This is a genomic window from Duganella sp. BJB1802 (assembly GCF_013369445.1).
Classification (GTDB): domain Bacteria; phylum Pseudomonadota; class Gammaproteobacteria; order Burkholderiales; family Burkholderiaceae_D; genus Rugamonas; species Rugamonas vulcania_A.
Window position 1 is genome coordinate 88407 of the sequence record NZ_JABWEF010000018.1, and the last position, 25726, is coordinate 114132.

The window sequence follows — 25726 nt, forward strand, 5'->3', positions numbered from 1 at the left end:
ACGGCATGATGTACGTGGCCTTCACCAAGGAGACCGGTCCGGGCGCCGGCGGCCCTTCGCGGCTGTACAAGTTCGACGGCGCCAACTGGACCCTGCTGAAGAAGTACGACACCGAGCAGTGGGTCAACTTCGGCATGGGCGGCCTGTCGGTGTCGGGCACCGGCGCCAGCACCCGCATCGCGCTGGGCGTGACCAACTCGTGGGGCAACTACGACGGCCAGCCGGTGGTGCAGCTGTCGGACGACGCCGGCGCCACCTGGCGCGAGATCGCCGCGACGGCGCCGCACCTGCCCGCCAGCAGCGGCTTCTCGGGCTGGACCGACGACGTCGAGATCGACCCGAACAACCCCGAGCACATCCTGCACGTGCACGGCGGCGGCGTGTGGGAGACCCACAACGCCTCGGCGGCCAAGCCGACCTGGACCGACGCCTCGGGCGGCATCGAGGAGGTCGCCACCAGCGCCCTGATGGCGCCGCCGCCGGGCGCCAGCTACACCTTGCTGCGCAGCGCGGGCGACGTCGGCACCTCGGTGCAGACGGAACTGCTCAAGTCGCCGACACGCGGCTCGTGGGGCATGTTCAACAGCACCTACAGTTCCGACATGGCTTGGTCCAATCCGGCCTATATGGTCACCACCGGCAGCCACGTGTGGAACAGCACCGCGGCCGGCGCCTACTCGCTCGACTCCGGCGTGACCTGGAAGGCGTTCGCGGCCAACCATCCGGACGCGCTGGCCAACGAGAGCGGCGCGGGCAACCTCGCCGTCACCAAGCTCAACAACGTGGTCTGGGCGCCGTCCCATTCGGCGCCGGCCTACACCACCGACAACGGGGCGACCTGGACCTACACCAATCTGCCGGCCCTGAATCACGTGGGCATCGACCGCGCCTACCATCTGGTGGCCGACCGCAAGAATCCGAACAAGGTCTACGCCTACAACTCGGGCGGCGCGTGGTGGTCGCAGTGGTCGGAGACCGCGCACTTCTACACGTCGACCGACGGCGGCCACACCTTCACCGAGAGCGCCACGTTCGCGGCCAATTCGTGGACGGCGGACTTCTACGCGACCTCGATCGCGGTCAATCCGAACGCGGAAGGCGATATCTGGGTGGTGGATGGCAAGAGCATCCTGCACTCGCTCGACTCGGGCGCGACCTGGACCAAGCTGAGCGCGGCCGCGCCGATCTGGGGACAGTCGGCGTACCAGCCCGACGTGTACGGCGCCACCTCGGTCGCGCTGGGCAAGGCCCCGTCCGGCGCCAAGTACTCGGCCTCGGTGTATGTGGTCGGCGTGATCAACGGCGTGTGGGGCGTGTACCGCTCGGATGACGGCGGCGCCATCTGGACCCGCTTCAACGACGACAAGCACCAGTTCGGCGGCATGGGCCAACTGGCGGCCGACCAGAACGTCCCGGGACGCCTGTACGCCGCCGGAGGCGGTCGCGGCGTGCTGTTCAGCTCACCTAAACGCTGGGCCGGGCGCCGACGCAAGGCGCCCGGCCCGGCAATGAATCACACCCTATCTGGAGAATCAAATGAATCGCATGAAATTGAACAAGTTGGTCGCTGCCCTGGTCTTGGGTGTGGGCCTGGGCGCGTTGGCCGGCAGCGCCGGCGCGGCTGTGCTGACCTTCGACGGCATCGCCGAGCTGGTCATGTACGGCAACACCGGCGAGCTGCCGGCCAATATGCACTACGACGGCAACAACCTGACCTACGAGGAGGCGGGCTTCCTGCTGACGCTGAACGCGCCGAACGCGGCGTCCGGCATGGCCCACATCGGCGACGGCACGTTCGAGCCGCAGACCTACAACTGGCACGACGGCCTCGAGAACGGCGCGGGCACCTACGTGACGCTGACACGGGTGGGCGGAGGCCGGTTCAGCCTGGCCGGCTTCGACTACAACCTCGACGCCAGCACGTTGTCGGCCGATGGCAGGCAGATCGGCACGCTGCAAGGAGCGGGGAGCTGGGTCATGGCGCAGAACGGCATCAGCGAACTGCGCCTGAGTTCGGGCGCCTACAACCAGCTCGACAACATCGATGTCAGCGCCGTGCCGGAACCGGAGACGTACGCGATGCTGGGCGCCGGCCTGGGCCTGCTGGCCTTCCTGCGCCGCCGTAAAAGATGTGATGAATAGCCCGCGCCGGCGCAACGCCGGCGCGGGCGGCCTACGATTCGCGGTATCGGGACGGCCGGCCTGGCCGTCCTCCTCGACGATGGCCAGTTCCCACGGACCCAGCGTCATCGCCTCGTCCGGCTTCACGCGGCGCGCACCCAACAGCTCGACGCCGGCCTGGTGGCGGTAGTTGAAGTTGACCGCCGTGCCGGAATAGTTGAAGTAGTAGCGCACCGCACGGCCGAAGCCGTTGACGCCGGAACGCTCGTGCACGTTGGCCGGCAGCTGCTGCTCCGGCGCCCACATCCCCAGCTCCTGCAGCGACGACTGCAGCACCGCCTTCTGCAATTTATCCGACAGATAGGTGCCCTCGTAGACCACCTTGCCCGAACCGTACTGGTTGGCCGTGATGGCGGGCCAGCGGCCGAAGAACGGATGGTCGTACCACGCCAGCGCCTTGGCCGTGTCCAGCTGCAGGAACTCGGCCCAGTGCCGCACCTGGTTGTCGGCGCCGGTCTGGAAGGGATCGCCCTTCAGGGCCAGCGGCTGGGCCAGGTTGGAGAACTCCTGGTAGTGGAAGCCGAGCGCCTCGCGCAGCGGGCCCGGCGCCATGGTCCAGCGCACGGCCGCGTTCTCGTTGGCGAAGCCGCTCTTGAAGGTCATCACCACGCGGCCGCCCTTGCGCACATACTCGGAGATGCGCTTGAGCAGGGCCTCGTCCGCCACGTACAGCGACGGCACGATCAGCAGCTTGTAGCCCGAGAAGTCCTGCGTGTCCGCGAACACGAAGTCGGCGCCGACGTTCAGCTCGTACAGCGCGCGGTGCATCTGGCGCACCAGCCCGCCGTAGTCGGCCTTGGTGCCGCCGCCGCCCCACTGGCTGTCCTTGGCGAAGGGCATGTCGCCGAGCGCGTTGAGCGAGTCGCGGCTCCACAAAATGGCGACGTCGTTGTGCAGCTTCAGGTTGACCAGGCGCGGGCCGATCTTCTGCAGCTCGCGGCCGGTGCGGCTCATCTCGGCGTAGGCGCGGTTGGGCTCCAGGTCGTGCGACAGCACGCCTTTCCAGTAGGTCTCCTGGTTGGCGTGGATCGACGCCCAGTGCCAGTACTCGACCATGTTGGCGCCGTTGGACAGGTGGGTGTAGACGTCCTCGCGGAACTGGCCGTCGTACGGCGGGTACTGGAACGACGACGACCAGTCGGTGGTCTGGGCGTTGGTCTCGGTGACCAGGAAGTTGCCGCGCTTGAGCGAGCGCGTGAAGTCCGCCTGCAGCGTCTGCTCGGCGCCGTTGTACCACTCGCGCTGGCCCCAGTGGTAGATGTTGACGGCCGGCGTGTCGAGCGCGCGCGCCACGTCCACCTCGTTGACGTCGGCATGCATGGAGCCGGCGAAGTCGTGCGTGACGAACTGGCGCGGCGACGCGCATTCGCGGATCAGGCCGGCCTGCCAGGTGAGGAAGTTGGTGACGCGCATCTGGCTCCAGCGCGTCCACTCGAGCTTGTAGCCGGTGCTCTGCGCGCCGTCCGGGCGCGGCAGGTCGGTCCAGCTGTGCAGGTCCTGGCCCCAGTAGTTCAGGAACCAGGCCTTGCTGAGGTTTTCCGGCGTGCCGAATTTCTTCTCCAGATAGTGCTGGAAGCGGATGAAGACGTCGTCGTTGGCGGCGCCGTAGCTGCCGGTCTCGTTGTCGACCTGCCAGCCGATGACGTTGGGGTTGTCCTTGTAGCGCGCGGCGATCTTGCGGATCAGGCGTTCGGCGTAGAAGCGGTAGGCCGCCGAGTCGGTGTTCATGTTCTGGCGCATGCCGTAGGTGTTTTGCGCACCGTTGAACTTGCGGGCCAGGATCTCCGGGTTCTGCCGCGCCATCCAGGCCGGGATCGAATAGGTTGGCGTGCCCATGATGACCTTGATGCCGGCCTTGCCCATGGCGTCGATGACGCGGTCCATCCACGCGTATTCGAAGCGGCCGTCCTCCGGCTCCCACAGGCTCCAGGTCGATTCGCCCAGGCGCACCACGTTGAAGCCGGCCTCCTTCATCATCTGCACGTCCTTGTCGAGCCGCTCGTAGGGCATGTACTCGTGGTAGTAGGCCGTGCCGTACAGGACGGTGGGGAAGGGCGGCGGCGTGGCGGCCGGCGCGCAGGCGGCGGCGGTCGCGTAGGACAGCGCCAGCGAGAGCAGGGTTCGTTTTAGCATGTTAAGTCTCCATAATAGTCAGCAAGCCATTGTGGAGACTCGCGGCGTGGCCGCGCAATTATGAAAATTGCCAATGCCTTCAATGTTTTATTGTGATCCGCCGCCGGCTGCGCAATTTCACTCCCATGTTGGTGGTTTTAACAATTGCGGCAGGCGGAGGCAACTCCCACAATGTATCTCAAGGACTGCGCGGCGGCATCGCGATGCCGGGTGCGCCGGGCAGTCCCCGTTTAGTGCTCTCCAACTACCTCTCCGGTAGTATTTTCGGGCGGCTTAGGCCGCCCGGTTTTTTTTGGGAGTGTTGCCATCCAGCCGTGCTCGCATTGCCAGATGATCAGTGGCCGGGTAACATCGCGTACCGGCAGCCAGCGTTTCGTGCGCGACAGTCATCTTCTCTGATCCAGGCTTTCAATGCATGAATTTTATAAAAAGGCACTAGTCGGGTGCTTTTGCCTTATCGCGGCGTGCGTCCTCCTCGGCTACATTTGCGTTAAACAGAGCTATTTGCAGGTATCGCTGCTGCCCGCGGCCGACAGCCCGCTGGCGTGGAAGGGCGAGCAGAGCTGGGACACCCGTCCCGGCGGCAAGGCGACCATGCACCTGTACGAGGCCGCGCAACGGCTGCGTTTTGATTTCCGCATCGCCAAAACGGACGAGGGCTTCGCCGGCGCCGAACTGAATTTCAAGGACGGCAAGGGACAGCCGGTCCACCTCGACCTGTCGCGCTATTCGTCGATTTCCCTGCTGGTGAAATGCTCGCCGGCCAATACGCTGGTGCTCAGCCTGCCCACTTTTGTCGGCAGGCGCTCCGACCAGCAGGAGTTCCTGGGCTACCGCAGCCCCTTGTCCTACTTTTCCTGCGACGAGAACGAGTCGCGCGTCGAGCTGGACCTGACGCGCCTGGAAACGCCGCAATGGTGGTTCCTGATGAAGCAGCAGGCCTTGTCGGAACATTCTTATAAACTCGACAAGGTGCCCAAGATCACCATCGGCAGCACGCCGCAAAGTCCGCGCGAGGTCAGTGTGGAGGTGCAAATCCGCGAGCTGAACCTGAAAGGCCGCGACCGCCGCTATCTGGTGTTGTTCGGGGTGTTGCTGATCGTCGTCTGGAGCGGCTTCGGCGTGTGGTTCTTCCGGCAGCACGCGCTGGCCGTGATCGACGATGTCAAGGTCAAGCTGCAAAGGGATATGCCGTTCGTTGCATACCAGCAACTCTCGTTGGAGCCGCACCGCGACAAGGAAAAGACCACCATCCTGCAGTTCATCGCCAGCCGCTACGCCGACGCTGAGCTGGACCTGGACCGGGTGGTCGAGGAAACCGGGGTCAACCGCAACAAGGTCTACGAGATCCTGAAGACCGAATTCGGCTACACCTTCAGCGGCTATTTAAACAAGCTGCGGCTGACCGAGGCCGCGCGGCTGCTGGCCGAGAAGGACACGGCGACGGTGGCGGAAATCGCCTATTCGGTCGGCTATGCCAATGTTTCCTATTTCAACAAGCTGTTCAAGGAGGAGTACGGCTGCACGCCCAAGGCCTTCCGCAGCGCCTGCCCGGTGGCCGAGGCCTAACACTATCGTCATTAATTCTTTAACTTCCCTCGTTTTGCTAGCAATTTCCCACTGAGCGCTACCTGCCGCCATGCGGAAATTCCTATTCTCTATGTAACGCTCCGGCATAGCCGAGAGGGTACACAGAAAAATAACGAGAAGGAGGAGACTATGACCTGGACACCAATGAGGGGGGCCGGCGGCCCCGTGGGCATCGATTCAAGCAAGGCGCCGACGTGATATGGGCGCCACGAAAACATACCGGATCGCACTGCTGTTCAACGCCAACAAGACATTTGACAGGGAGGTATTGGCAGGCATCGCCGACTATCTGGGCAGCACGCGGGTGGCCTGGGAAGTGTTTCTGGAGGAGGACTTTTGCCTGCGCCTGGCCGGCATCGGCAACTGGCAGGGAGACGGCATCATCGCCGACTTCGACGACCCGGACGTGGCGGCGGCCCTGGCCGATTGCCAGCTGCCGGTGGTGGCGGTGGGCGGCTCCTACGCCGCCGAGGACCAGTATCCGCCCGGCGTGCCCTACGTGGCGACCGACAATTTCCAGCTGGTCAAGCAGGCCCGCGAGCATCTGATCGACGTCGGCCTGCAGCGCTTCGCCATGTTCAGCCTGCCCGAGGCGCCCGAGAACCGCTGGGCCCAGGAGCGCGAGCACGCGTTCCGCCGCCTGATGTGGAACGACCGCAGCGAAGCCGAGGTCTTCCGCGGCTGCGCGACCGCCCCCTGTTCCTGGGACGAGGCGCTGCACGGCCAGGTCGAATGGCTGCGCAGCCTGCCCAAGCCGATCGGCATCATCGCCGTGACCGACGCCCGCGCCCGCCAGTTGCTGCAGGCCTGCAGCATGGCCGGCATCGCGGTGCCGGGCGAGGTGGCGCTGGTCGGCATCGACAACGATCCGCTGGTGCGCCTGCTCACGCCCATACCGCTGAGCTCCGTCATGCACGGCGCGCGCGAGATGGGGCGCACCGCCGCGCATCTGCTGAGCCAGAAGCTGCATCGCGTGCGGGTGGCCAACGCGCCGGTGCTGGTGCCGCCGGCCGGCATCAAGGTGCTCGCGTCCAGCCTGCACCAGCCGGCCGGGCATCCGCTGGTGATGCGGGCCTGCTACTACATCCGCCAGCATGCCTGCGAAAGCCTCAAGAGCCACCAGGTGGCAATGTACCTGGGGGTTTCACGATCGTCGCTGGAGGCGTATTTCCGGCAGGAGCTGGGGTGCAGCGTGCATGACGTGGTGTTGCGCTACAAGCTGGAGGCGGCCAAGGCCGGTTTGGACAGCGGCGAGCGCAGCATCGCCGAGGTGGCGCTGGGCTGCGGCTTCGGTTCGACCCAGTACATGCACCTGGTGTTCAAGCGGGAACTGGGTTGCACGCCGCGCGCCTACCGGGACCGCGAGTTCGAGGCGCCGGAGCTGCTGTCCGCGAACGGCTAGAGGACCTGCCCGACAAGCCGCCCAGACGGGCGGCTTGGGGCCAGGCCGGGACTTACCACCAGGCCGTGTAGATCGTGGCCAACAGGACGCAGATCACGGCCGAGCCGAAGGCGAACGCGCCGTCGACGCGGAACAGGCCGTGGTCGATTTGCAGGTGGCGGGTGTTGGCGTCGCGCCGCGCTTCGGCCATCTTGCTGATCACGACCATGCCGGCCACCACGAACCAGAACACGATGAACATGCGGTCGAGGAAGGGGATCTCGAACACGCCGCTGCCGTTGTCCTTGGAGAAGCCGATCGGTGCCAGGAAGGACAGGTCCATCATCGTCGGCAGGAACTTCAGCACGATGGAGCCGGCCAGGCCGCCCAGCGTGGCGAACATGGCCGCGCCGGACGTGGTCTTCTTCCAGAAGAAACCCAGCAGGAACATGGCCAGGATGCCGGGCGAGACGAAGCCGGTGTACTCCTGGATGTACTGGAAGCCGCCTTTCTTGTCGATGCCCAGCATCGGCGCGATCAGCACGGCCAGGGCCATCGCCACGACCACGCTCACGCGGCCGATCCACACCATGCGCTGCTCGGTGGCTCCCTTGTTGAAGGCCTTCTTGTAGATGTCCAGCGTGAAGATGGTGGCGATACTATTGGCCTTGCCGGCCAGCGAAGCGACTACGGCGGCGGTCAGCGCGGCAAACGCGATGCCCTTCAAGCCCGAAGGCAGCAGGCCCAGCAGGATAGGGTAGGCGCGGTCGGGATTGACTTCACCGCCGACCTTCATGGCGTCGCCCAGCGCGCCGGACTTGTCCAGCGCGTAGGCCGCGATACCAGGCAGCACCACGATGACCGGCATCAGCAGCTTCAGGAAGGCCGCGAACAGCAGGCCCTTGCGGGCGGTCGGCAGGTCTGCGCCCAGCGCGCGCTGCGTGATGTATTGATTGCAGCCCCAGTAGTTCAGGTTGACGATCCACATGCCGCCCAGCAGGACCGACAGGCCAGGCAGGTCCATGTAGTTCGGGTTGTCGCGCTTGAGGACCATGTCGAAGTGGCCGCGGGCGTGGTTGTACAGTTCGGAGAAGCCTTGCAGCGCGCCGTGCTTGTTGCCCAGCGCGGCGACCATGTCGAGCGCCAGCCAGGTCGTGACCAGGCCGCCGACCACCAGGCAGGTGACCTGCACCACGTCGGTGTAGCCGATGACCTTCATGCCGCCCAAGGTGATGATGGCGGCGAACACGGCCAGGAACAGCATGCAGGGCAGCAGGGCGATGCCCGACAGGCTGCTGATCGCCAGTGCGCCCAGGTACAGGATCGAGGTCAGGTTGACCACCACGTACAGGCCCAGCCAGAACAGCGCCATGGTGGTGGCGACCGCCTTGCCGTAGCGTTGTTCAAGGAACTGCGGCATCGTGTAGATGCGGTTCTTCAAATAGACCGGCATGAAGAACACGGCCACGATCACCAGCGTGGCGGCGGCCATCAGCTCATACACGGCCACGGCCATGCCGATGCGGAAGCCCGACCCGCTCATGCCGATGAACTGCTCGGCCGAGATGTTGGAGGCGATCAGCGAGGCGCCGATGGCCCACCAGGTCAGCGAGCCTTCGGCCAGGAAGTAGTCATGCGAGGCGAGGCCGGAACCGGCCTGCTTGCGCCGGTAGACCCACAGGCCGTAGCCCGCGACCATGACAAAGTAAACGAGGAAAACAATGGTATCTAGTGCCGAGAAAGTGTTCATTAAGAAGTCGGTAGGAAGATTAAGTCTCAAATGCGGACAGTCGCGCTGAAGTCGCTGTCCGTCGTGTCCGAGCGGGGCCGGAAGTTGCTGGCGCTTATTGTGCCGGGTAACTTTGCCGCTGTGGCGCGGTTGACAAGAAACACTGGGCAGGTTGGTGATTTTCATAATTGATACGGCGCGGCGCCGGTTGCAAAATCGCTGCACCCACCGAATCGAAAAGGATGATCCCCATGCCCAGCCGCCTGGCCCTGTTGTTGATGACCGCACTGACCGTCCAAGGCGCCATCGCCGCCGATGCGCCCGCCGCCCAGACCCCGCGTCAGTGCGCGTTGACGGCGGCGCCGCGCGCGGTCGAGTACCCGTGGATGTCGATCGAGCGCTGGCGCGGCATGCACGCGGAGCAGGTGGCGCGCGCCGCCAAGGGCGATGTCGACGTGATGTTCCTCGGCGATTCGATCACCGAGATGTGGTCCAAGCCGGTGTGGGACGCCAACTTCGGCCAGCTCAAGGCGGCCAACTTCGGCATCGGCGGCGACCACACCGGCAACGTGCTGTGGCGCCTGCAGGACCCGGCCATCGCGCGCCTGCAGCCCAAGCTGGTGGTGCTGCTGATCGGCGTGAACAACCTCAATCTGTGCGGAGAGACGCCGGAGCAGGTGTTCGGCGGCATCCAGGCCGTGGTCGCCAAGTTGCGCACGCAGTATCCGGCCGCGCGCATCCTGCTCAACGCCGTGCTGCCGTCCGGCGCCAAGCCCGACGAGCCGGTGCGCCAGCGCATCGTCGCGCTCGACAAAATGGTGGCGACGCTGGACGATGGCCAGCACGTCTTCTTCCACGATTACGGCGCGCACTTCATCGGCGCGGACGGCACGCTGTCGGCCGAGAACCAGCCGGACTTTTTGCATCTATCGGAAAAGGGATACCGGATCTGGGCCGCCGCGATGCGGCCGGACATCGAGCGCCTGCTCAACCAGCCGCGCCCGGCCCAGCCGGTGGTGCTGGCGGCCGACGACGTGCGTGCCTTCGCCGCCGCGCCGGCCGGCTTCGACCAGGCGCGGGCGGGCGTGGCGCAGGGCCGGATCGAGGAGTTCAGCTACGAGTCCAGCATCACCGGCACGCGGCGCAAGGCCAATGTGTACCTGCCGCCCGGCTACACGGCGCAGCGGCGCTACCCGGTGCTGTATCTGCTGCACGGCATCGCCGGCAACCATGACGAATGGCGCGGCTACGTGCACGCGCAAGCCATCCTGGACGACCTGATCGCCGACGGCAAGGCGGTGCCGATGATCGTCGTCATGCCCAACGGCCGCGCGCTGGCCGACGACCGCCCGCCGCCGGGCGAACGCACCTTCACGCCCGCGCACATCGCCGGCTTCACCGCCTTCGAGCGCGAGCTGCCGGAGGTGCTGGTGCCGGCCATCGACGCCAGGTATCCTACCTTGAGCGGTGGGGCGCAACGCGCGATCGCCGGCTTGTCGATGGGCGGCGGCCAGTCGCTGAACATCGGACTGGGCCATCCCGAAACCTTTGGCTGGGTCGGCGCCTTCTCGGCGGCGCCCAACCTGAAGGCGGCGGCCGCGCTGCTGCCTGAGAGCGGGCACGTCCAGCCACGACTGCTGTACCTATCCTGCGGCAATCAGGACGGGCTGATCGCGGGTTCGCAAACGTTGCATCGCTATCTGAAGGAGCACGGCATCGCCCACGTCTGGAACGTGGACGAGCATGGCCACGACCGCGAGAGCTGGGCGGACAACCTGTACCACTATGCGCAGCTCATCTTCCGCCAAGGTGGTGGCGCGTCCGCAGCGCCGCAGTGAGGCGGCACTATTACTTCGCAGGAGCCTGTTGAGGATTTTGCTGGGCCTGCTGCGCCTTCCTGGCGTCAGCCTCCGCCTTCTCTTTTTTTGCCTTCTCCTTGGCCATATGACGGCCAACCAGGCAACCTCCCACGGCCCCGGCAACCGCATGGTGTCCCGCAACGTGGCCAACAACCGCACCTGCCGCCGCGCCTTTGACGCAGCCGGCGGCAGACGCGCCGCCGCTGACCAACATCATTCCCGTCAACAGCAATACAAAATAGTTCTTCATGGTATCCCTCTTGTAACCCGGTTCGATGGCGATCAGTTCTTGGCTATTGTGCCACTTTCGCGTGGATCTCCAAAGGTAGCTAGATCATTGAAATTAGTAGGGATATTCCATTTGATGGAGAATATTAGAATATGGGAGGAGGCCTTTGCCGACATCGATCCAGTCGACTGAAACAACCTGCATAAGCGTAAGGAAAATTGACGGATTTCCCCAGGACCGACCATCCTGAGGAGTGTCCACTGGCTGTCTCCTAGGCGGCTAACGCACCAGGTCGTTGATGCAGTTGGCATAGCTGTGATTGCTAGCGCAGCGTCGGACGTTGCGAGATCACCATCAAGCGAATTGAGGCGATGCGACAGCACATTTCCGAATCATGCCGGGTTTCCCGTTAAATGATTACAAATTGAAGGCCCTGTAAATCCATCATGGTATTAAATTATGAAAGACAGTCCGTGCGATCAGGATATCGGCACTATGCCCATGGTTTCAAACCAATTGTTGTGGTCCGCATCGACGCCGCCACCCCAAGCGTTGTAGTTAATTGTTAATTCTTCGCCTTGATATATTGTTGTAACCGCAATAAACAGAAGCAATTTACCATCACGATCTGCTGCATACCTAAGGTTGCTTGGATTGCTATGGTTATACATACTTCCGAATCCAGCAGCCAACGCATATAAGTCTTCGGCTTTAGCCAAGGTCGTCCAATCAAACAAAAGAGTTTGAACTTCAATTGGCAAGCTTAACTGTTTCGGGATTAAAATTACTGGACACTTTTCGACAATTTCACCGCAATGAAACATCTGATTGGCATAAACCCCTCGTCCTTTTTTCGTACCTGTATCCTTTACAATTAGTTTCGAAGTAAAAACGACGAAGCCGTCTTCACTGAAATCCGACGAATCACTCAATGGCTGGCCTAAATTCATGTCTTCTCGCGTGCGCTCAAAGAGTCAGCGTCTTGAAGCGCGTTTTATTTGAAATACGTCGATTTCTATCTTGACTTACCTTTAGTGCACCAGGTTGAGCTGGCGTAATAAGAATACTCAATCCAAGTCGAAATTTTTTTACGTTAGCCAACTTCTTGTTGTCGCCGATGAGAAACTGAACCTTCCAGGAGCTTAGCGGACTAATTCCAAAATACGCATCCCCTGCGCTAATTTCAGTAAGATTATTGGGAGATTTCGTATTGTCGTCGATCGACAGTCCGACTGGCAACGAACTAAATTCAATAACACTCCCATCTGTAGACTTTATAAACCTTTGCTCTCCCAAATGGTATAAAATTCCATGGAGACCTATAAAAGTTGGTTCGGTATCAAAGCTGTAGTGTGTCATTCGCAACTCTGTTTTTCCCTCATCGAACTGGTTGATTGGGACCCTCAGAGTAAGGATCCCACTCTTTACTAGTTGATTTCTGTCAGCATCAGACAACGTGTATTCGATGACATACGGCCCAAGTGCTTGATGCAATGGGTTTGTTCTGAAGTCATTGATTTCAGAAGCAAGACCGATATTGGTATACATTGCTTTTAGATCATCGAGACTACTAGTGTCATACCTATTATCGACAGACATTAGTTGGGCAGCACTGCTGTGGATGAACGACGGATTTAGTTCACGAAGCGCAACAGCTCTAGTTGCATACCAAACTAGTTCTCTTAACGTATCAAGTTGCCATTCCTGCGCGATTTGCAAATGTTTTAAATAGGTTTCTTGGTCTGGCAAATTATTGTTATCAATGAATTTCGCCAAATCTGTATCAAGTTGGTTGGCTTCTAACGTTAACATGATACAGACTTGTGCCGCAGCTTGTATCTGCAATATAATTGAGTCATGTTCAATCAGTTTCTTGTTTTTTGTTTGTATTAAATTTACCAATTGGTGCATCGCATCTATAAATTTCTGTTCGATGTCGGGCGATATTCCAGCGTGCATTACCGTAGAATCAAAAGAATTTAATCGATCGATCGTTTGGTCATCATAATATGATGGATCTACCATGACCTTGACTCTATCAGATTCAGCTAAAGTCTTATCTAGGCCGTCGAATGCTTGTTGAATTTTTTTGAAATCGGCTTCAACAACCTGAACCTGCTTTACAAAAGTTTGACATGATGCATAGAGAGCCTCAAGCGATTGGATCATATTGGTCACATCTATTGCTGTTCCGACGGCACCTGCGGCGCCTACAACTGCAGCCCCATCAGCGTATAGTGCCTCTAGAGAGGTTCCCGCCGTATAAATGGCTGCTGCTACGGCAACGACAGCTACTACAATGCCAATAACTTCCGAAACGCTACAACCGTCACCGCCAGTTGCAGTACGTAAAACGGCGGCTTTGAATTGTTTTTGGCATTCGTCGACAATAATCTTTTGGGCGTCTATTTCATTTTTTAGCTGTTTGATAAAATCCTGCATGTCTCTGACATTTAACTGCGCCTTGGCGATATCCGCAAGCATTCTCTGTCGTCTGGCGTTGACTGATTCCGTGGCCTTTTGTTTTGTCAATTTCACTGCAGCATTAGATACACCAATAGAGTTGAGCTGTGCAAAATCGAGCATTAACTGCTCAGCACTATTGAAATATGTATCAAGTGCGCCGGGCGTATATGTGTTTAGCGGTACCCAGTTTCGGGGTTGTCCGTAGTACCCGAGGCCTTTTTGCAATTGCCGTAACAAGACGTCCGCTTGATTCGCAATAAGAATCGGATTGTCTTCCAGGAATTTAGGCACAGGCGGCACCTGCAATAGAGAAACCCCTGAATTTTTCAAAGCCGCTTCACGTTCCCTTTGCATCTGAAGGGCTGTAATTTGAGTGCCAAATACATGTCCGAAAGGAATAGCGCTCGCGGCCATTCCACAGATAAATTTGCGACGTGTAATGCCAATGCGATAATTGGTCATGACTTCCCCACTTGATTCATCGACAATGCCTTTGCCATACGTTGCACCCAATATAGCCTTGCTGCTGTTTCACCCAGCGGCATTTTGTCGTTGTAGTAGTCCTGTTTTGCCACGTTCAATATGTACCAAAGTTGCGACGCGTTGCAATGGCTCGCAAAAGCTCTGTCTTCCAATATAATTGGTACAAACTGGTCACGACTGCCCCTCCCGTTTAGCTGACCATCGACCCCAGCCATAGGTGCTGTTTGAGGTGGGGTAGGGTCTGGAGAGATTGTCGGGCCACGACGCGAGGGATCCGAGCGACTTAAGATTCTCCAACCGCCGCCGCCGCCTTTGCCGCCAGCGCCTACTCGACTCTCATAAATTACGAGTCCTCCGGGTGCGCTGTTTCCCGGTATTCCGTTGAGCGCTGGCTTTGCCGGTTCTCCCCCCTTAAGGTTCAAAATTCCAATTTGAACCCTGGGAGCCCCTTGACCAAGGCTTATTGATACATTGCCTCCATTCCCTGCTGGTCCCGCCGCACCAGCCTGCCCACCACTTCCGCCTTTTTCTCCTACGGGCCCCAGAGCGGCGACGTCGCAAAGAACTGCTGGAGTTCCACTACCTTTTACACCCGGAGGAGGCGGTCGTCCTGGCTCATCAGTGCAATTAACTCCGCGGATCTTAACTGGTGTTATCCAATCTTTTACAACAATGTCCGTTATGCCTGGTCTGCCATTACCTCCATCACCACCATCTTCTCCACGACCGCCTTTTCCGCCGCGTGCGATGGCGTTGACCGAGCCGTCGATACGTTGTGCGAAAATGTAAATGTTTCCAGCGTTATTCCCTTTCTGTCCGCTTCGGCCTGCAGTACCTGCTTGACCAGCAGTCTGTGGATTCGGTTTTACGCCAGGAACGAAGTTTAGTTGTGCATCATCGCCGGAGGTGTTAAGTATACCCACAGTGGTGAACTCGATTGTGTGGGCAACTATCGTAATGTCCTGCCCTCCCGTCAGCACCTCAGAATCCACAATTACGTGGAATGCGCCTATGTACGTTGCTGACGTCTTATAAACTGGTGTTTGCGAGGTGAAAACAGTATCTCGATTGATTGGCGGACTAGCTACCACAGGATCATCTGGCACGGTTCGCTCCATTTCTTGGTTTTTTTGTTAGGCAGGATATACGGCGACCGCGAAATCGACACCTGGTTTGGTCGATAGGTTGCAATAAATCCGCGATTTTCGGTGTTTGCAATGCATCATTAATCATCTGTCGGTCTTACGAAAATTGTCAATAAATCATTAGTTCGCTGTTGCAAATTCTCCACATGCGATATCAACATATGAATTGTTAGGTGGCGAGCTTCCCTCGCTGCGTCGGTGACTCTGCTCAGAAACCACGAAAATACGAATGAATGCAATCATATTCGGCAACACTTTTTATTGCATTCATAGACCAGTTATTGATCCATGTGGCGCATCATGTCAATGGCTCCGGACGGCCCGGGTTGCCTGATTTTATGAGTCGCAATGGTGTTTTTCGTAATTGCGCCTCCATGCGCTTGCTCGGACAATGCGCGCAGGACTTCCCGAATCCACGATGGAACCAAAAATGAAGAGACGAGAATTATTGCGACACCTGGGGGCGGCCATTCCGGCGCTGGCGCTTTCCCCCTTTACCTTCGCCGCCCAAGCGGCGCCGTTCGGCGGTCATGAGAAGATGGCCCCCGGCCCCTTCACGGCGGACTGGGATTCGCTGGCGGCCTACCAGACCCCGGACTGGTTCCGCAACGCCAAGTTCGGCATCTGGGCCCACTGGGGCCCGCAGTGCGAGGCGGAACATGGCGACTGGTATGCGCGCGGCCTGTACGAAGAGGGCAGCGATCACTACCGCTACCACGTGGAGAAGTATGGCCACCCGTCCAAGGTCGGCTTCAAGGACGTGATCCACCAGTGGAAGGCCGAGCGCTGGGATCCCGACGCCCTGGTCTCGCTGTACAAGAAGGCCGGCGCGAAATATTTCGTGGCCCTGGCCAACCACCACGACAATCTGGACCTGTACGCCAGCAAGTACCAGCCGCAGTGGAACTCGACCAAGGTTGGCCCGAAGAAGGACCTGATCGGCGGCTGGGCCAAGGCGGCCCGCAAGCAGGGGCTGCGTTTCGGCGTCAGCGTGCACGCGGCCCACGCCTGGACCTGGTACGAGACGTCCCAGGGCGCCGACAAGCAAGGTCCGTACGCCGGCATACCCTACGATGGCCACCTGACCAAGGCCGACGGCAAGGGCACGTGGTGGGACGGCCTCGATCCGCAGGCGCTGTACGCGCAGAACCATCCGCTGAGCAAGGGCGGCGGCGGAGGCGTGGGCGGCGACCAGTGGCACTGGGGCGACGGCGCATCCACCCCGGACCAGGCCTACTGCGAGAAGTTCTACGACCGCACCATGGAGCTGATCAACAACTACGATCCCGACCTGGTTTACTTCGACGATACCGTGCTGCCGCTGCACCCGGTCAGCGACGTCGGCCTGCGCCTGACCGCGCACATGTACAACCGCAGCATCGCGAAGAAGGGCAAGCTGGAGGCCGTGGTCAACGGCAAGATCCTTAGCGAGCAGCAGCGCAAGACCATGGTGTGGGACATCGAGCGCGGCCAGAGCAACGCCATCGAGCCGCTTCCTTGGCAGACCTGCACCTGCATCGGCAACTGGCACTACGACCGCAGCGTCTACAACAACAAGTCGTACAAGAGCGCGCAGACGGTGGTGCACACGCTGATCGACGTGGTCAGCAAGAACGGCAACCTGCTGCTCAACGTGCCGGTGCGCGGCGACGGCACCATCGATCCGCTGGAGCGCAACATCGTCGAAGAAATCGGCCGCTGGATGGCGGTCGGCAGCGAGGGCATCTACGACAGCCGTCCGTGGGCGGTGTTCGGCGAGGGGCCGGTGATGGAGGAGGCTTCGGCGCCGATGTCGGGCGCGGGCTTCAACGAGGGCAAGAACAAGCCGTTCTCGGCGGCCGACGTGCGCTTCACCGCCAAGGGCGAGGCGGTGTACGCCTTCGTCATGGGCTGGCCGGCCGACGGCAAGGTGACGATCAAGTCCATGCGCGCCGGCAGCCCGCACCTGAAGCGCGGCATCGCGAAGGTCGATCTGGTGGGTGGCCAGGCGCTGGCCTTCGAACAGGCAGCCGACGGCCTGCGGGTGACGCTGCCTGCCGCAGCCCCGGCGCTGTCTTACGCCTTCGCGCTGCGGATCGTCTAGTTTCCAGCCGTCCGCGCGTGGTGTTCAAGCATGGCTCCTTCGGGAGCCATGTTTCGTTTCGGCCCCGGTTGTGCCGATTTCGTTCCTTTCCAGTGTCAAGACTGCCAAGACGCGCCCATCCGGGCCACGTAAGCTCTGTTGCGATTCGATAGCCTCGTTGAGCACGCTATCGAAGCAAACCGGCAGTTTGATTATTACGATCCCGCACGCTCGATGTGGGACGTCATCACTAGGAGACGAGCATGATGTTTCAGGAAAAAATAGGTGTGCGCTGGGTGAAGTTGGCGCTGGCGTTGTTGTCGGCGCATGCGGTGGCGATGGCGCAGGAGCAGCCGGAGCCGAAGATGGAGCGGGTGGAGATCACCGGCAGTAACATCAAGCGGGTCGTGCAGGAGGGCGTCTCGCCGATGACCTTGATCACCAAGGAAGACATCAAGCGTTCCGGCGCGACCTCGGTGCTGGACGTGTTGCGCAACCTGCCGGGGGTGGGCGGCAACGGCAGCGAATTCGGCAGCGGCAACGACTTCCGCAACGGCGCCACCACGGCCAGCCTGCGCGGCATGCCGACCCTCATCCTGTTGAATGGCAACCGCCTGCCGGTGTCCGGCTCGGACAATTCCAACGGCTTCACCTCGGTGGACTTGAACATGCTGCCGCTGGCGGCGATCGAGCGCATCGAGGTGCTTAAGGACGGCGCCTCGGCCATCTACGGCACCGACGCGGTCGGCGGCGTGATCAACTTCATCATGCGCCAGAACTACCAGGGCACGGACCTGAGCACCAGCTACGGCGCCACCACGCTGGGCGGCGGCGACGTGCGCAAGCTGTCGGTAGCCGGCGGCTACGGCGACCGCGCCACGCAGAAATTCAACCTGACCTACGCGGCGATGTACGAGGACACCAAGCGCATCAAGGGCACCGACCGCGACTGGGCCAACCACATCGACTTCGGCGCCAGCGGCGGCCTGCAGTACGCCAACGTGTACGGCGCGCACGGCACCGACGCCGGCACGCTGTCGATCGGCGGCAACCGCTTCCCCGATCCGGGCTGCCTGCCCGGCTCCAAGCTGCCGTATCCGAGCGGCGCCGAATGGTTCCCTTCGCCGACCCGCAACGGCTGCCTGTCGGCCACGGCGGAATTCACCGACCTGGTCAAGCCCTCGCGCCGCGCCGGCGCCACGGCCGCGCTGAACTGGGACATCGCGCCGGACCTGACCTTGTTCGCCAACGCCTTCTACACCAATTTCGACAAGCGCATCGTCGGCCAGTCGTCGTGGCTGCAGAACCGAGCGCGCAACAACCTGGTGATCCCGGCCTCGAACCCCTTCAACACCTACGGCAAGCCGGTGACGGTGCGGCGCGATTTCCCGGTCTACGAGGGCGGCATCAAGACCGACGTCGACAACCTCTGGCTGCTGACCGGGCTCAAGGGCGAGATGGCGGGCTGGGACTGGTCGGCGACGCTGTCGCACGGCGAGGAGCGCGGCCGCACCGACACGCTGGGCGCCTACAAGCTGGAGGAGCTGAACAAAGCGGTCGACGACGGGCGCTTCAATCCCTTCGGCGCGAACAGCAATTCGGACGCACTGATCCGCGAGCTGTCGGGCGAGATGTATGTGAAGACCCGCAGCAAGACCGACTCCATCAAGCTGCAGGCCGGGACCGAGTTCGGCGAGCTGCCGGGCGGGAAGATCGGCGTGTCGCTGGGCTCGGAGCTGCGCAAGAATTCGCTGTCGTACACGCCGTCGCAGGATTGGCAGCAGGGCCTGCTGGGCCAGTACGCCGTGCTGCCGCCGATCTCCGGTTCGGAGAAGCTGTCGGCCGTGTATGCGGAGCTGAGCCTGCCGCTGCTGAAGACGCTGGAGGCCCAGGCCGCCGTGCGCTACGACAAATACGAGCTGGCCGGTTCCACCACCAATCCCAAGCTCGGCCTGAAGTGGAAGCCGAGCAAAGAGATCATGCTGCGCGCGAACTACAGCACCGGCATGGTGGCGCCGTCGCTGCCGCAGCGCTTCAGCCAGGGCCGCGACGCCTTCTACCAGACCAAGGATCCGCACCGCTGCGTGGAAGGCGATGTGTATTTCGATCAGTACTGCACCCGTCAGGTCAAGGCTTCCAACGTCGGCACCAAGGACCTGCAGCCGGAGAAGTCGAACCAGTACAACGTCGGCTTCGTCATCGAGCCGATCAAGGACCTGAACATCGGCCTGACCTACTACGACATCAAGTGGAAAAACAAGATCGACATCCTCGATACCACGACGGTGCTCGACAACGAGGACGGCGCCTACAAGGACCACGTGACCCGCAAGGACGTTACGGCCGACGACATCGCGGCCTACGCGGCGCTGTCGGCGGCGGACCGGGCGCGGCTGGGGCCTTTGCGCGGCGAGCTGTCCAACATCAAGACCGGCTGGGTGAACCGCTTCGAGTCGCACACCTCGGGTATCGACCTGGACGCGTCCTACACGTTCCGCACCGATAAGCTGGGCCGCTTCAAGGTGTTCGGCGACGCCAACTACACGATCCGCTACGACACGGTGCTGCTGGCCGATAACGTCTACATCAACTGCCCGAACAACACCTCGTGCGACGCCGGCGAGTACAACAACCCGCGCGTGCTGGCGAACGTCGGCGTGAACTGGGACCTGGGACCGTGGAGTGCCACCGGCATCGTCAAGTACGTGGCCGGCACCAAGGTGGACCGCTCGCCGTCGGCGGTGCAGAACCAATGGTATGACTTCTATGCCAAGGGACGCCGCATTCCGGCCATCGCCACGATGGACGCGTCGGTGAGCTATGCCGGCATCAAGAACGCGGTGATCCGCGTCGGCGCCAACAACGTGTTCAACCGCGACCCCGCCTTCGACCCCGGGTCCTCGCTGGGCTACAACGACAGCTGGGGCGATCCGCGCGGCCGCTTTGTCTACGTCAGCCTGGATTACAGCTTCAAATAAGCGGTACCGGCGGTATCCGGCCGCGCCGGATCGCCGCCGCTGCGTGGAACCATCGTTCCGGAGATTCGTCATTTTCATAATTGCCCGGGCCTGAGCCCCACAGGCACAATCGCCGGCAAAACTCGTTAAGAAAGTGATGGAGACCCATGAAATTGAAGACAAAAATCAGCCTGTTGTCGGCTGCCGTGGCGCTGTGCTGCGGTGGTGTCGGCGCGCAGATCGGCGCGGCCGGGGAAGTCGCTGCGCCCGCTGCCACGCCGTGGATGAACGCCCAGCTGGGCGCGGAGGAACGCGCCTCGCCTGGCGGTCGCGGCGATGACCGGACGAGAAGCCTCGCTCGTCTACGGCTACCTCGGCTCCGGACATGGAATCGAAGAAAAACCACGCGGCCGGCGCCGTCGCACAAGCAGTCGGCCGGTTTTCATCTACGGGCGTGCCGCGCCTGGGCATCCCCAACCTGTGGGAAACCGACGCCGGCGTGGGCGTACGCCAGTTGCGCCGGCTCCGGACGCGCGTCCCGGCACGGCGCTGCCGTCGGGCCCGAACACGGCCGCCACCTGGGACCTGAACACCGCCTACGCGGGCGGCGCTACGACGCGCGGGAGGCGCGCGCCTGCGGCTTCAACGTGCCGCTGGCCGGCGGCGTCAACCTGATGCGCGAACCGCGCAACGGCCGCAACTTCGAATATGCCGGCGAGGATCCCCGTTACCGGCAAGATCGTTTGCGCGCAGATCAAGGGCATCCAGTCGAACCGCATCGTGTCCACGCTCGCAATTCACGCGCTGAACGACCAGAAACCAATCGCACCTCGCTCAACGTCAAGATCGACGACCGCTCGGCCCGCATGTCGGACCTGTCGGCCTTGCAGATCGCGAACGAGGAGGGCAATCCGGGCGCGTAAATGCCTACAACCGCGTCAACGGCGTGTATGCGTGCGAGAACAGCTACCTGCTCAACGAGGTGCTGAAGAAGGACTGGGGCTTCAAGGGCTGGGTGATGTCGGACTGGGGCGCACGCACGGTGCCGGCCGCCAACGCCGGGCTGGACCAGCAATCGGGCATGCCGTTCGACCTCGCCGACTACTTCGGCCCGCCGCTGAAGGAGGCCGTGCTGAACGGCTGGGCGCCGCAGTCGCGCCTGGACGACATGGTGCGCCGCATCCTGCACGCGATGCCGCGCACGGCGTGGTGGACCATCCGGTGGCGCCGGCGCCGCAATCGATCGACTTCGGCGCGCACGCGGGCCGTGTCGCGCAAGGATGCAGTGGAGGGCATGGTGCTGCTGAAGAACAGCACCGGCGCTCTTGCCGCTGAGCCGCTCGGCCGAAGACTGCGGTGATCGGCGGCTATGCCGACCGTGGCGTGCCGCCGGCGGCGGCTCGTCGCTGGTGTACCCGGCCGGTGGCAACGCGGCGCCTGAGCTGATGCCCAAGACCCGGCCCGCCCGGTCATGGTGTATCCGTCGTCGCCGTTGAAGGTTGCATACAGGCGCGCCTGCCATCGGCCACGGTGGCCTACGCCGACGGCAGCGACCGCGCCGCCGCCGCCAAGCTGGCGCGCGAAAGCGATGTGGTTCTGGCTGCGTGACCCAGTGACGGGCGAGGGCTTCGACATGCCGGTGAACCTGTCGCTGCCGGACAAGCAGGACGAGCTGATCTCCACCGTGGCCGAGGCCAACGCCAACACCGTCGTGGTGCTGGAGACCGGCGGTCCGGTGACCATGCCGTGGGCTGCCGAAGGTGTCGGCCGTATTGAGGCGTGGTATCTGGGCACCAGCGGCGGCGAGGCGATCGCCGGCGTGCTGCCCGGCGAAGTCAATCCGTCGGGGCGTTTGCCTGCCACCCGCTTCCCGGCGTCGGAATCGCAGCGCTGCCGCGTCCCGCGCTGGACGGCTTCCCGGAGGTGGCGGACCGCCGCTTCGACGTCAACTACAGCGAAGGCGCCGCCGTCGGCTACAAGTGGTTCGACCTGAAGGCCTCACGCCGCTGTTCCGGCCATGGCTTGTCCTACACCGAGTTCGCCTTCGGACCTGGCCGCCAGCGTCAAGGGCGGCGTCGTGCGCGCCTCGTTCACGGTGAAGAACACCGGCGCGTCGCGGGCAAGCAGGTGGCGCAGGTCTACGTCCGCCGCTGACGGTCTGCTGGGAAGCGCGCTGAAGCGCTCTGCCGGCTTCCAGAAGGTCGAGAGGTGCAACCGGGCGCCGGCGTGGTGCCTCCGTGACCGTCGATCCGCGCTTGCTGGCCGTGTTTGGATTCGGCATCGAAGACGTGGAAAGTCGCCATGATGACTACAAGCTGACCCTGGCGGCCAGCGCGGCCGACAGCAAGCGCCGTCAGCACGGTGGTGCATCTGGACGCAGCCGCCCACGATGTGAACGGCAAGCCGACCTGCCAAACGTTGGGCGGTAAAGGGCGGGCGCGCAGATGCAGCGCCCGCCCTTTTTATTTGTACAAGCGCGGACCAGACATGGATCGCCAGATGAGTTAAAGTTCTGATAAGTTCACATTAAAGGATGCATTACCGATGAATCACGTGTTCACAGCTTCCGTTCCTCTCCTTCAGACAGAACGACTTCTGCTTCGCGAATACAGGCGTGCCGACTTCGACTTGTTTGCAGACCATTTGGGGCATCCAGAAAGTTCAGCTCACCTGGGTTCATCCGACCGCCAGGCGGCTTGGCGAATCTTCACTTCGCATGCTGGACTATGGCTGGTCCACGGAGCTGGCTGGTGGGCTATCGAGGATAAGCAGACTGGCCAGCTCGTAGGCACTGTGGGGGCCTTCTTTCGCGAACAATCAACTGTGATGGAGATGGGGTGGAATACCTATCGAGCATTCTGGGGGAAAGGAATTGCGAACGAGGCGGCTTCGGCGGTCTTGAAGTATGTGTTCGAGGTTCGAGGCGAACTGAAAGTCCGGGCTCTTGTCAGCGCCGGCAATGAATCATCGCGCCACGTCGCCGAGCGATTGGGAATGACCTACGAAATGGAGACTGAGCTGAACGGCAAGGCAATCAGTAGTTACGTGCGTGAGCGCACGTGAATTGGGACACAAATGAAAAATTATGTTCGCTTAGAAAGGCTTATTGTGAATAATGTCAAAACTTCCGCTTTAGATGATATTCCAAGTGATTCCGAGGGGCTGCGAAAAGTTAAGGCACTTTATCGGGCGCTAAAGTCGAAAGACCAGCAGTTGATAAAAGAAATATTGGTTGACGAACCCGTATGGGATGTTTCACCAGGTTTTCCAGAGGGCGCAATATATCGCGGCATATCCGAAGTATTTGGCGGGTTTTATCACAGGCTACTTGCTCGCGTTCATTCTTTTGGTGCTTTTCCAGACAAATTTGTGGATGGTGGGGACACGGTCGTAGCACTTGGTCACTATCGAATTACAAAAAATGAAGGTGGCGACCCAGCATTGGTACGCTTCTCTCATGTTTGGGGCATCGATGACAAGGGGCGAGTTAAAGGGGTGTGGCAAGTTGCTGACTCTGCTCAGTTCTTTGCTTCTTAGACCATAAAGCCACGCAACGCCGGTTAGCTCTCCGTTATGAGAAAATGTTTCGAGTTAAAATGATAATCAAAACAAAAATAATAGGAACTTTATGCGTCGTCGAATTCTCAATGTTGTACTTGGAACCACCGCCGCGTTGCTGACGTGCAGTGCCATAGGCGCTGCTGATAGGCGTCATATTGAAAAACGCTTATTAGGAACGTGGCGTTCAGATAAAGAGCGTACCATCGCCCACTGGAAGTATCAGAAAGAACTAGCTCCTGAGGTACAGGAACGATTTGAAAGAATATTTGGAAAGTTCACTCTGCGTTTCACTGAAACGCATATTTACACAGAGTTCGAGGATACAAAGCACACGGTCCCTTATTCAGTTGTTGCGCAAGATGCGGTTTCAGTGGTCATCGCTTGGCACGACGAGAGGGAGCGTTCGCTCCAACAAATTCATTTCGAAGATGATGGTTATTATGTTCTGAGCGGATACAACGTTGAATTCTACAAGCGCATTGCCTAGTCTTTTGGGCACAGGTAGGCAGCTTCTGCAACCGGTTGAATTCGCAGCCCAAAGCAGACTTGGCAAGTTTGGAGATAACTAGTGTTTGGGAATCCAAAAAGATATTCGATGCCGTGGACATCTTTACTACTGGCTCCGTTCGCTAGCATTCCTGTCCTGGCAATCTTGGGATTAGGTAGCTCGGACGCAGGCATGGCAAGTGAGGTGCGCGTTGGGCTTTTGTTCGGCGTTATTCTAGGGGGACAGCTTCATTTATAGGCGTCACGATTGTCGGCTTGCCGGCGTATTTTTTGCTGCGGAAATTTGAGTCCCTTCGATTGTGGATAGCGTGTTCCATCGGGGCATTGGTCCCGTTTTTGTTGCTTTTTAAGGATGCGCCGATTGGGAGGTTGTGTGGCGGGTCTCGCAGTTGGGGCAATGGCCTATGCGCTGCGCCCACCTGAACAGTAATTCCGACGGAAACCGGCCAGAAGCGGAGGACTTTGTATTGTGCAGCCGTATGAATATGCTACGTTAAAAAGCCGCATGAAAAGAATATTTTTTATTTCGTTATTTATTGTTTCGGGAATGGCATTTTGTGCAGACGAAATTACGCTGCCAGCGAGAGGTTTTTCCTCGGCCGAAAGCATTTGAAACTGCCGTTTCCGCAATTTCTAGTATTCTGAACGATGAAAAAGAACACCATTATGCGGCAGCGAATCACAACCACACGCCTGGCATATTCGGACGACTGCTTGTCACCGTAGTCTCTGGTGCGACAGAGTCTGTCATATGGTTGGGAATGCGCCTTTAGGAAAGATAATGATGATGCGCTTAGGTGAACGATTGTCGTGCAGTGTTGACGCTACCGTTGGCGAAGAATGCTGGGGTGTAGTTGGGGGCGAAGGTACGGGATCCGTTATTTTGCTGAGCATCGGCGAACGCTTCCTTCGACGCAGGCCACTCACTAATCCGCACTTAAGCGAACTATGTCGCTTCTACGACGCAGCATATTCGTTGAGGATTATGTGCCCCTGGCGAATTGACTCTCCATCGAAAGTGGTCGCTGGCAGCCACATGTGCAATGCAAATGATGGCCCAATGGTGGAAGGATTAAAGGAAATCTGTGGACAAAAAATTCTCACGGTACTTTGCTTGGCGCCCGCTTATGACATCACAATTCACTTTGAGAATCAAATGACGCTCATGGTTCATTGCAGCGATATCGATTGCAATTATGATGAATTCTATAGCTTTGGCACGCCATCAGGCTACTACGTTGTAGGACCCGACGGCAATATCTCGTTTGAAGAATAATGGGAGTCGACCTCGCTCGGCAATGAACGCACTGCACGATTGATCGAGCGCTACAAAAAAGCTCCCGGAAAAACCTTGGACATGTTTTCGCGTTTGCGAACTGGATCGGATGCGAACGTCCATGATGGAGGGCGGATTCAATTGGTCGACGCAACACGGCGGTCATG

The 25726-nt window shown here is 60.4% G+C and carries 20 protein-coding genes and 1 pseudogene; 14 read left to right on the forward strand and 7 right to left on the reverse strand.

Features of this window, described 5'->3' with window-relative positions; all coding sequences use genetic code 11:
- Window positions 1–2079: 2079 nt before the first annotated feature.
- The gene (locus HUX88_RS32650; RefSeq protein WP_229219538.1) at window positions 2080–2142 is read left to right on the forward strand and encodes a hypothetical protein; all 63 of its coding nucleotides are present in this window, start codon (window positions 2080–2082) and stop codon (window positions 2140–2142) included.
- A 300-nt stretch (window positions 2143–2442) separates the two neighbouring features.
- On the opposite strand, the pseudogene HUX88_RS24785 reads toward HUX88_RS32650, so the two are convergent.
- A pseudogene (locus HUX88_RS24785) lies at window positions 2443–4314 on the reverse strand (beta-galactosidase); the annotation flags it as partial.
- A 504-nt stretch (window positions 4315–4818) separates the two neighbouring features.
- Here HUX88_RS24785 and HUX88_RS24790 point away from each other — a divergent pair.
- Window positions 4819–5883 carry an AraC family transcriptional regulator gene (locus HUX88_RS24790; RefSeq protein ID WP_229213266.1) on the forward strand — a complete coding sequence of 355 codons (1065 nt, stop codon included), beginning with the start codon at window positions 4819–4821 and terminating at the stop codon, window positions 5881–5883.
- Window positions 5884–6103: 220 nt separating this feature from the next.
- On the forward strand, window positions 6104–7306 hold the full coding sequence (locus HUX88_RS24795; protein WP_117011172.1) for a DNA-binding transcriptional regulator: 1203 nt from the start codon (window positions 6104–6106) through the stop codon (window positions 7304–7306).
- Window positions 7307–7358: 52 nt separating this feature from the next.
- Here HUX88_RS24795 and HUX88_RS24800 read toward each other — a convergent pair whose 3' ends face one another.
- Window positions 7359–8984 (reverse strand): sodium/solute symporter, encoded by a 1626-nt coding sequence (locus tag HUX88_RS24800; protein WP_229213546.1) that lies wholly within the window; start codon window positions 8982–8984, stop codon window positions 7359–7361.
- Window positions 8985–9265: 281 nt separating this feature from the next.
- Here HUX88_RS24800 and HUX88_RS24805 point away from each other — a divergent pair, with 281 nt between their 5' ends.
- Window positions 9266–10852 carry an alpha/beta hydrolase-fold protein gene (locus HUX88_RS24805; RefSeq protein WP_176363516.1) on the forward strand — a complete coding sequence of 529 codons (1587 nt, stop codon included), beginning with the start codon at window positions 9266–9268 and terminating at the stop codon, window positions 10850–10852.
- Window positions 10853–10862: 10 nt separating this feature from the next.
- Here HUX88_RS24805 and HUX88_RS24810 read toward each other — a convergent pair whose 3' ends face one another.
- From HUX88_RS24810 to HUX88_RS24825, 4 genes are all read right to left on the reverse strand, one after another.
- Window positions 10863–11123: a hypothetical protein gene (locus HUX88_RS24810; protein WP_176363517.1), complete on the reverse strand. Its 261-nt coding sequence runs from the start codon at window positions 11121–11123 to the stop codon at window positions 10863–10865.
- Between the two features lie 458 nt (window positions 11124–11581).
- A complete protein-coding gene (locus tag HUX88_RS24815) occupies window positions 11582–12052 on the reverse strand; it encodes an SET domain-containing protein-lysine N-methyltransferase (protein WP_176363518.1) in 471 nt (156 codons plus the stop codon).
- 16 nt (window positions 12053–12068) lie between these two features.
- Window positions 12069–14030, reverse strand: coding sequence for a hypothetical protein (locus HUX88_RS24820; protein WP_176363519.1), 1962 nt, complete (start codon window positions 14028–14030; stop codon window positions 12069–12071).
- Window positions 14027–15157, reverse strand: coding sequence for a hypothetical protein (locus HUX88_RS24825; RefSeq protein WP_176363520.1), 1131 nt, complete (start codon window positions 15155–15157; stop codon window positions 14027–14029). The genes HUX88_RS24820 and HUX88_RS24825 overlap by 4 nt, the downstream gene beginning before the upstream one ends.
- 469 nt (window positions 15158–15626) lie before the next feature.
- Here HUX88_RS24825 and HUX88_RS24830 point away from each other — a divergent pair, with 469 nt between their 5' ends.
- The 5 genes from HUX88_RS24830 to HUX88_RS32665 all read left to right on the forward strand — a co-directional run bounded on the left by HUX88_RS24830 (window position 15627) and on the right by HUX88_RS32665 (window position 22208).
- Complete coding sequence (locus tag HUX88_RS24830) at window positions 15627–17279, forward strand: alpha-L-fucosidase (protein WP_176363521.1); 1653 nt, start codon at window positions 15627–15629, stop codon at window positions 17277–17279.
- A gap of 242 nt (window positions 17280–17521) precedes the next feature.
- Entirely contained in the window at window positions 17522–20236 is a 2715-nt protein-coding gene (locus tag HUX88_RS24835; protein ID WP_229219524.1) for a TonB-dependent receptor, read from the forward strand.
- Window positions 20237–20382: 146 nt separating this feature from the next.
- Window positions 20383–21138, forward strand: a complete 756-nt coding sequence (locus tag HUX88_RS32655; RefSeq protein WP_229219525.1) for a hypothetical protein — start codon at window positions 20383–20385, stop codon at window positions 21136–21138.
- A gap of 23 nt (window positions 21139–21161) precedes the next feature.
- The gene (locus HUX88_RS32660; RefSeq protein WP_373886835.1) at window positions 21162–21575 is read left to right on the forward strand and encodes a hypothetical protein; all 414 of its coding nucleotides are present in this window, start codon (window positions 21162–21164) and stop codon (window positions 21573–21575) included.
- A gap of 228 nt (window positions 21576–21803) precedes the next feature.
- The gene (locus HUX88_RS32665; RefSeq protein ID WP_229219526.1) at window positions 21804–22208 is read left to right on the forward strand and encodes a glycoside hydrolase family 3 C-terminal domain-containing protein; all 405 of its coding nucleotides are present in this window, start codon (window positions 21804–21806) and stop codon (window positions 22206–22208) included.
- 5 nt (window positions 22209–22213) lie between these two features.
- Here HUX88_RS32665 and HUX88_RS32670 read toward each other — a convergent pair whose 3' ends face one another.
- A complete protein-coding gene (locus tag HUX88_RS32670; protein WP_229219527.1) occupies window positions 22214–22429 on the reverse strand; it encodes a hypothetical protein in 216 nt (71 codons plus the stop codon).
- 23 nt (window positions 22430–22452) lie between these two features.
- On the opposite strand from HUX88_RS32670, the gene HUX88_RS32675 reads away from it, so the two are divergent.
- The 5 genes from HUX88_RS32675 (at window position 22453) to HUX88_RS24860 (ending at window position 25559) form a co-directional block, all read left to right on the forward strand.
- Window positions 22453–22644, forward strand: coding sequence for a hypothetical protein (locus tag HUX88_RS32675; protein WP_229219528.1), 192 nt, complete (start codon window positions 22453–22455; stop codon window positions 22642–22644).
- Between the two features lie 115 nt (window positions 22645–22759).
- The gene (locus HUX88_RS24845) at window positions 22760–23278 is read left to right on the forward strand and encodes a GNAT family N-acetyltransferase (protein ID WP_176363522.1); all 519 of its coding nucleotides are present in this window, start codon (window positions 22760–22762) and stop codon (window positions 23276–23278) included.
- A gap of 12 nt (window positions 23279–23290) precedes the next feature.
- A complete protein-coding gene (locus HUX88_RS24850; protein WP_176363523.1) occupies window positions 23291–23752 on the forward strand; it encodes a nuclear transport factor 2 family protein in 462 nt (153 codons plus the stop codon).
- 91 nt (window positions 23753–23843) lie between these two features.
- Entirely contained in the window at window positions 23844–24263 is a 420-nt protein-coding gene (locus tag HUX88_RS24855) for a hypothetical protein (RefSeq protein WP_147330444.1), read from the forward strand.
- A gap of 801 nt (window positions 24264–25064) precedes the next feature.
- Window positions 25065–25559 carry a hypothetical protein gene (locus tag HUX88_RS24860; RefSeq protein ID WP_147330443.1) on the forward strand — a complete coding sequence of 165 codons (495 nt, stop codon included), beginning with the start codon at window positions 25065–25067 and terminating at the stop codon, window positions 25557–25559.
- Window positions 25560–25726: the final 167 nt, after the last annotated feature.

Excerpts from the sequence above, each read along its gene's own strand:
- HUX88_RS24795 (WP_117011172.1), top strand. The coding sequence starts at position 6,104 with ATGGGCGCCACGAAAACATACCGGATCGCACTGCTGTTCAACGCCAAC.
- HUX88_RS24800 (WP_229213546.1), bottom strand. The coding sequence starts at position 8,984 with ATGGTCGCGGGCTACGGCCTGTGGGTCTACCGGCGCAAGCAGGCCGGT.
- HUX88_RS24805 (WP_176363516.1), top strand. The coding sequence starts at position 9,266 with ATGCCCAGCCGCCTGGCCCTGTTGTTGATGACCGCACTGACCGTCCAA.
- HUX88_RS24810 (WP_176363517.1), bottom strand. The coding sequence starts at position 11,123 with ATGAAGAACTATTTTGTATTGCTGTTGACGGGAATGATGTTGGTCAGC.
- HUX88_RS24815 (WP_176363518.1), bottom strand. The coding sequence starts at position 12,052 with ATGAATTTAGGCCAGCCATTGAGTGATTCGTCGGATTTCAGTGAAGAC.
- HUX88_RS24820 (WP_176363519.1), bottom strand. The coding sequence starts at position 14,030 with ATGACCAATTATCGCATTGGCATTACACGTCGCAAATTTATCTGTGGA.
- HUX88_RS24830 (WP_176363521.1), top strand. The coding sequence starts at position 15,627 with ATGAAGAGACGAGAATTATTGCGACACCTGGGGGCGGCCATTCCGGCG.
- HUX88_RS24835 (WP_229219524.1), top strand. The coding sequence starts at position 17,522 with ATGATGTTTCAGGAAAAAATAGGTGTGCGCTGGGTGAAGTTGGCGCTG.
- HUX88_RS32655 (WP_229219525.1), top strand. The coding sequence starts at position 20,383 with ATGAAATTGAAGACAAAAATCAGCCTGTTGTCGGCTGCCGTGGCGCTG.
- HUX88_RS32665 (WP_229219526.1), top strand. The coding sequence starts at position 21,804 with ATGTGGTTCTGGCTGCGTGACCCAGTGACGGGCGAGGGCTTCGACATG.
- HUX88_RS24845 (WP_176363522.1), top strand. The coding sequence starts at position 22,760 with ATGAATCACGTGTTCACAGCTTCCGTTCCTCTCCTTCAGACAGAACGA.
- HUX88_RS24850 (WP_176363523.1), top strand. The coding sequence starts at position 23,291 with ATGAAAAATTATGTTCGCTTAGAAAGGCTTATTGTGAATAATGTCAAA.
- HUX88_RS24855 (WP_147330444.1), top strand. The coding sequence starts at position 23,844 with ATGCGTCGTCGAATTCTCAATGTTGTACTTGGAACCACCGCCGCGTTG.
- HUX88_RS24860 (WP_147330443.1), top strand. The coding sequence starts at position 25,065 with ATGATGATGCGCTTAGGTGAACGATTGTCGTGCAGTGTTGACGCTACC.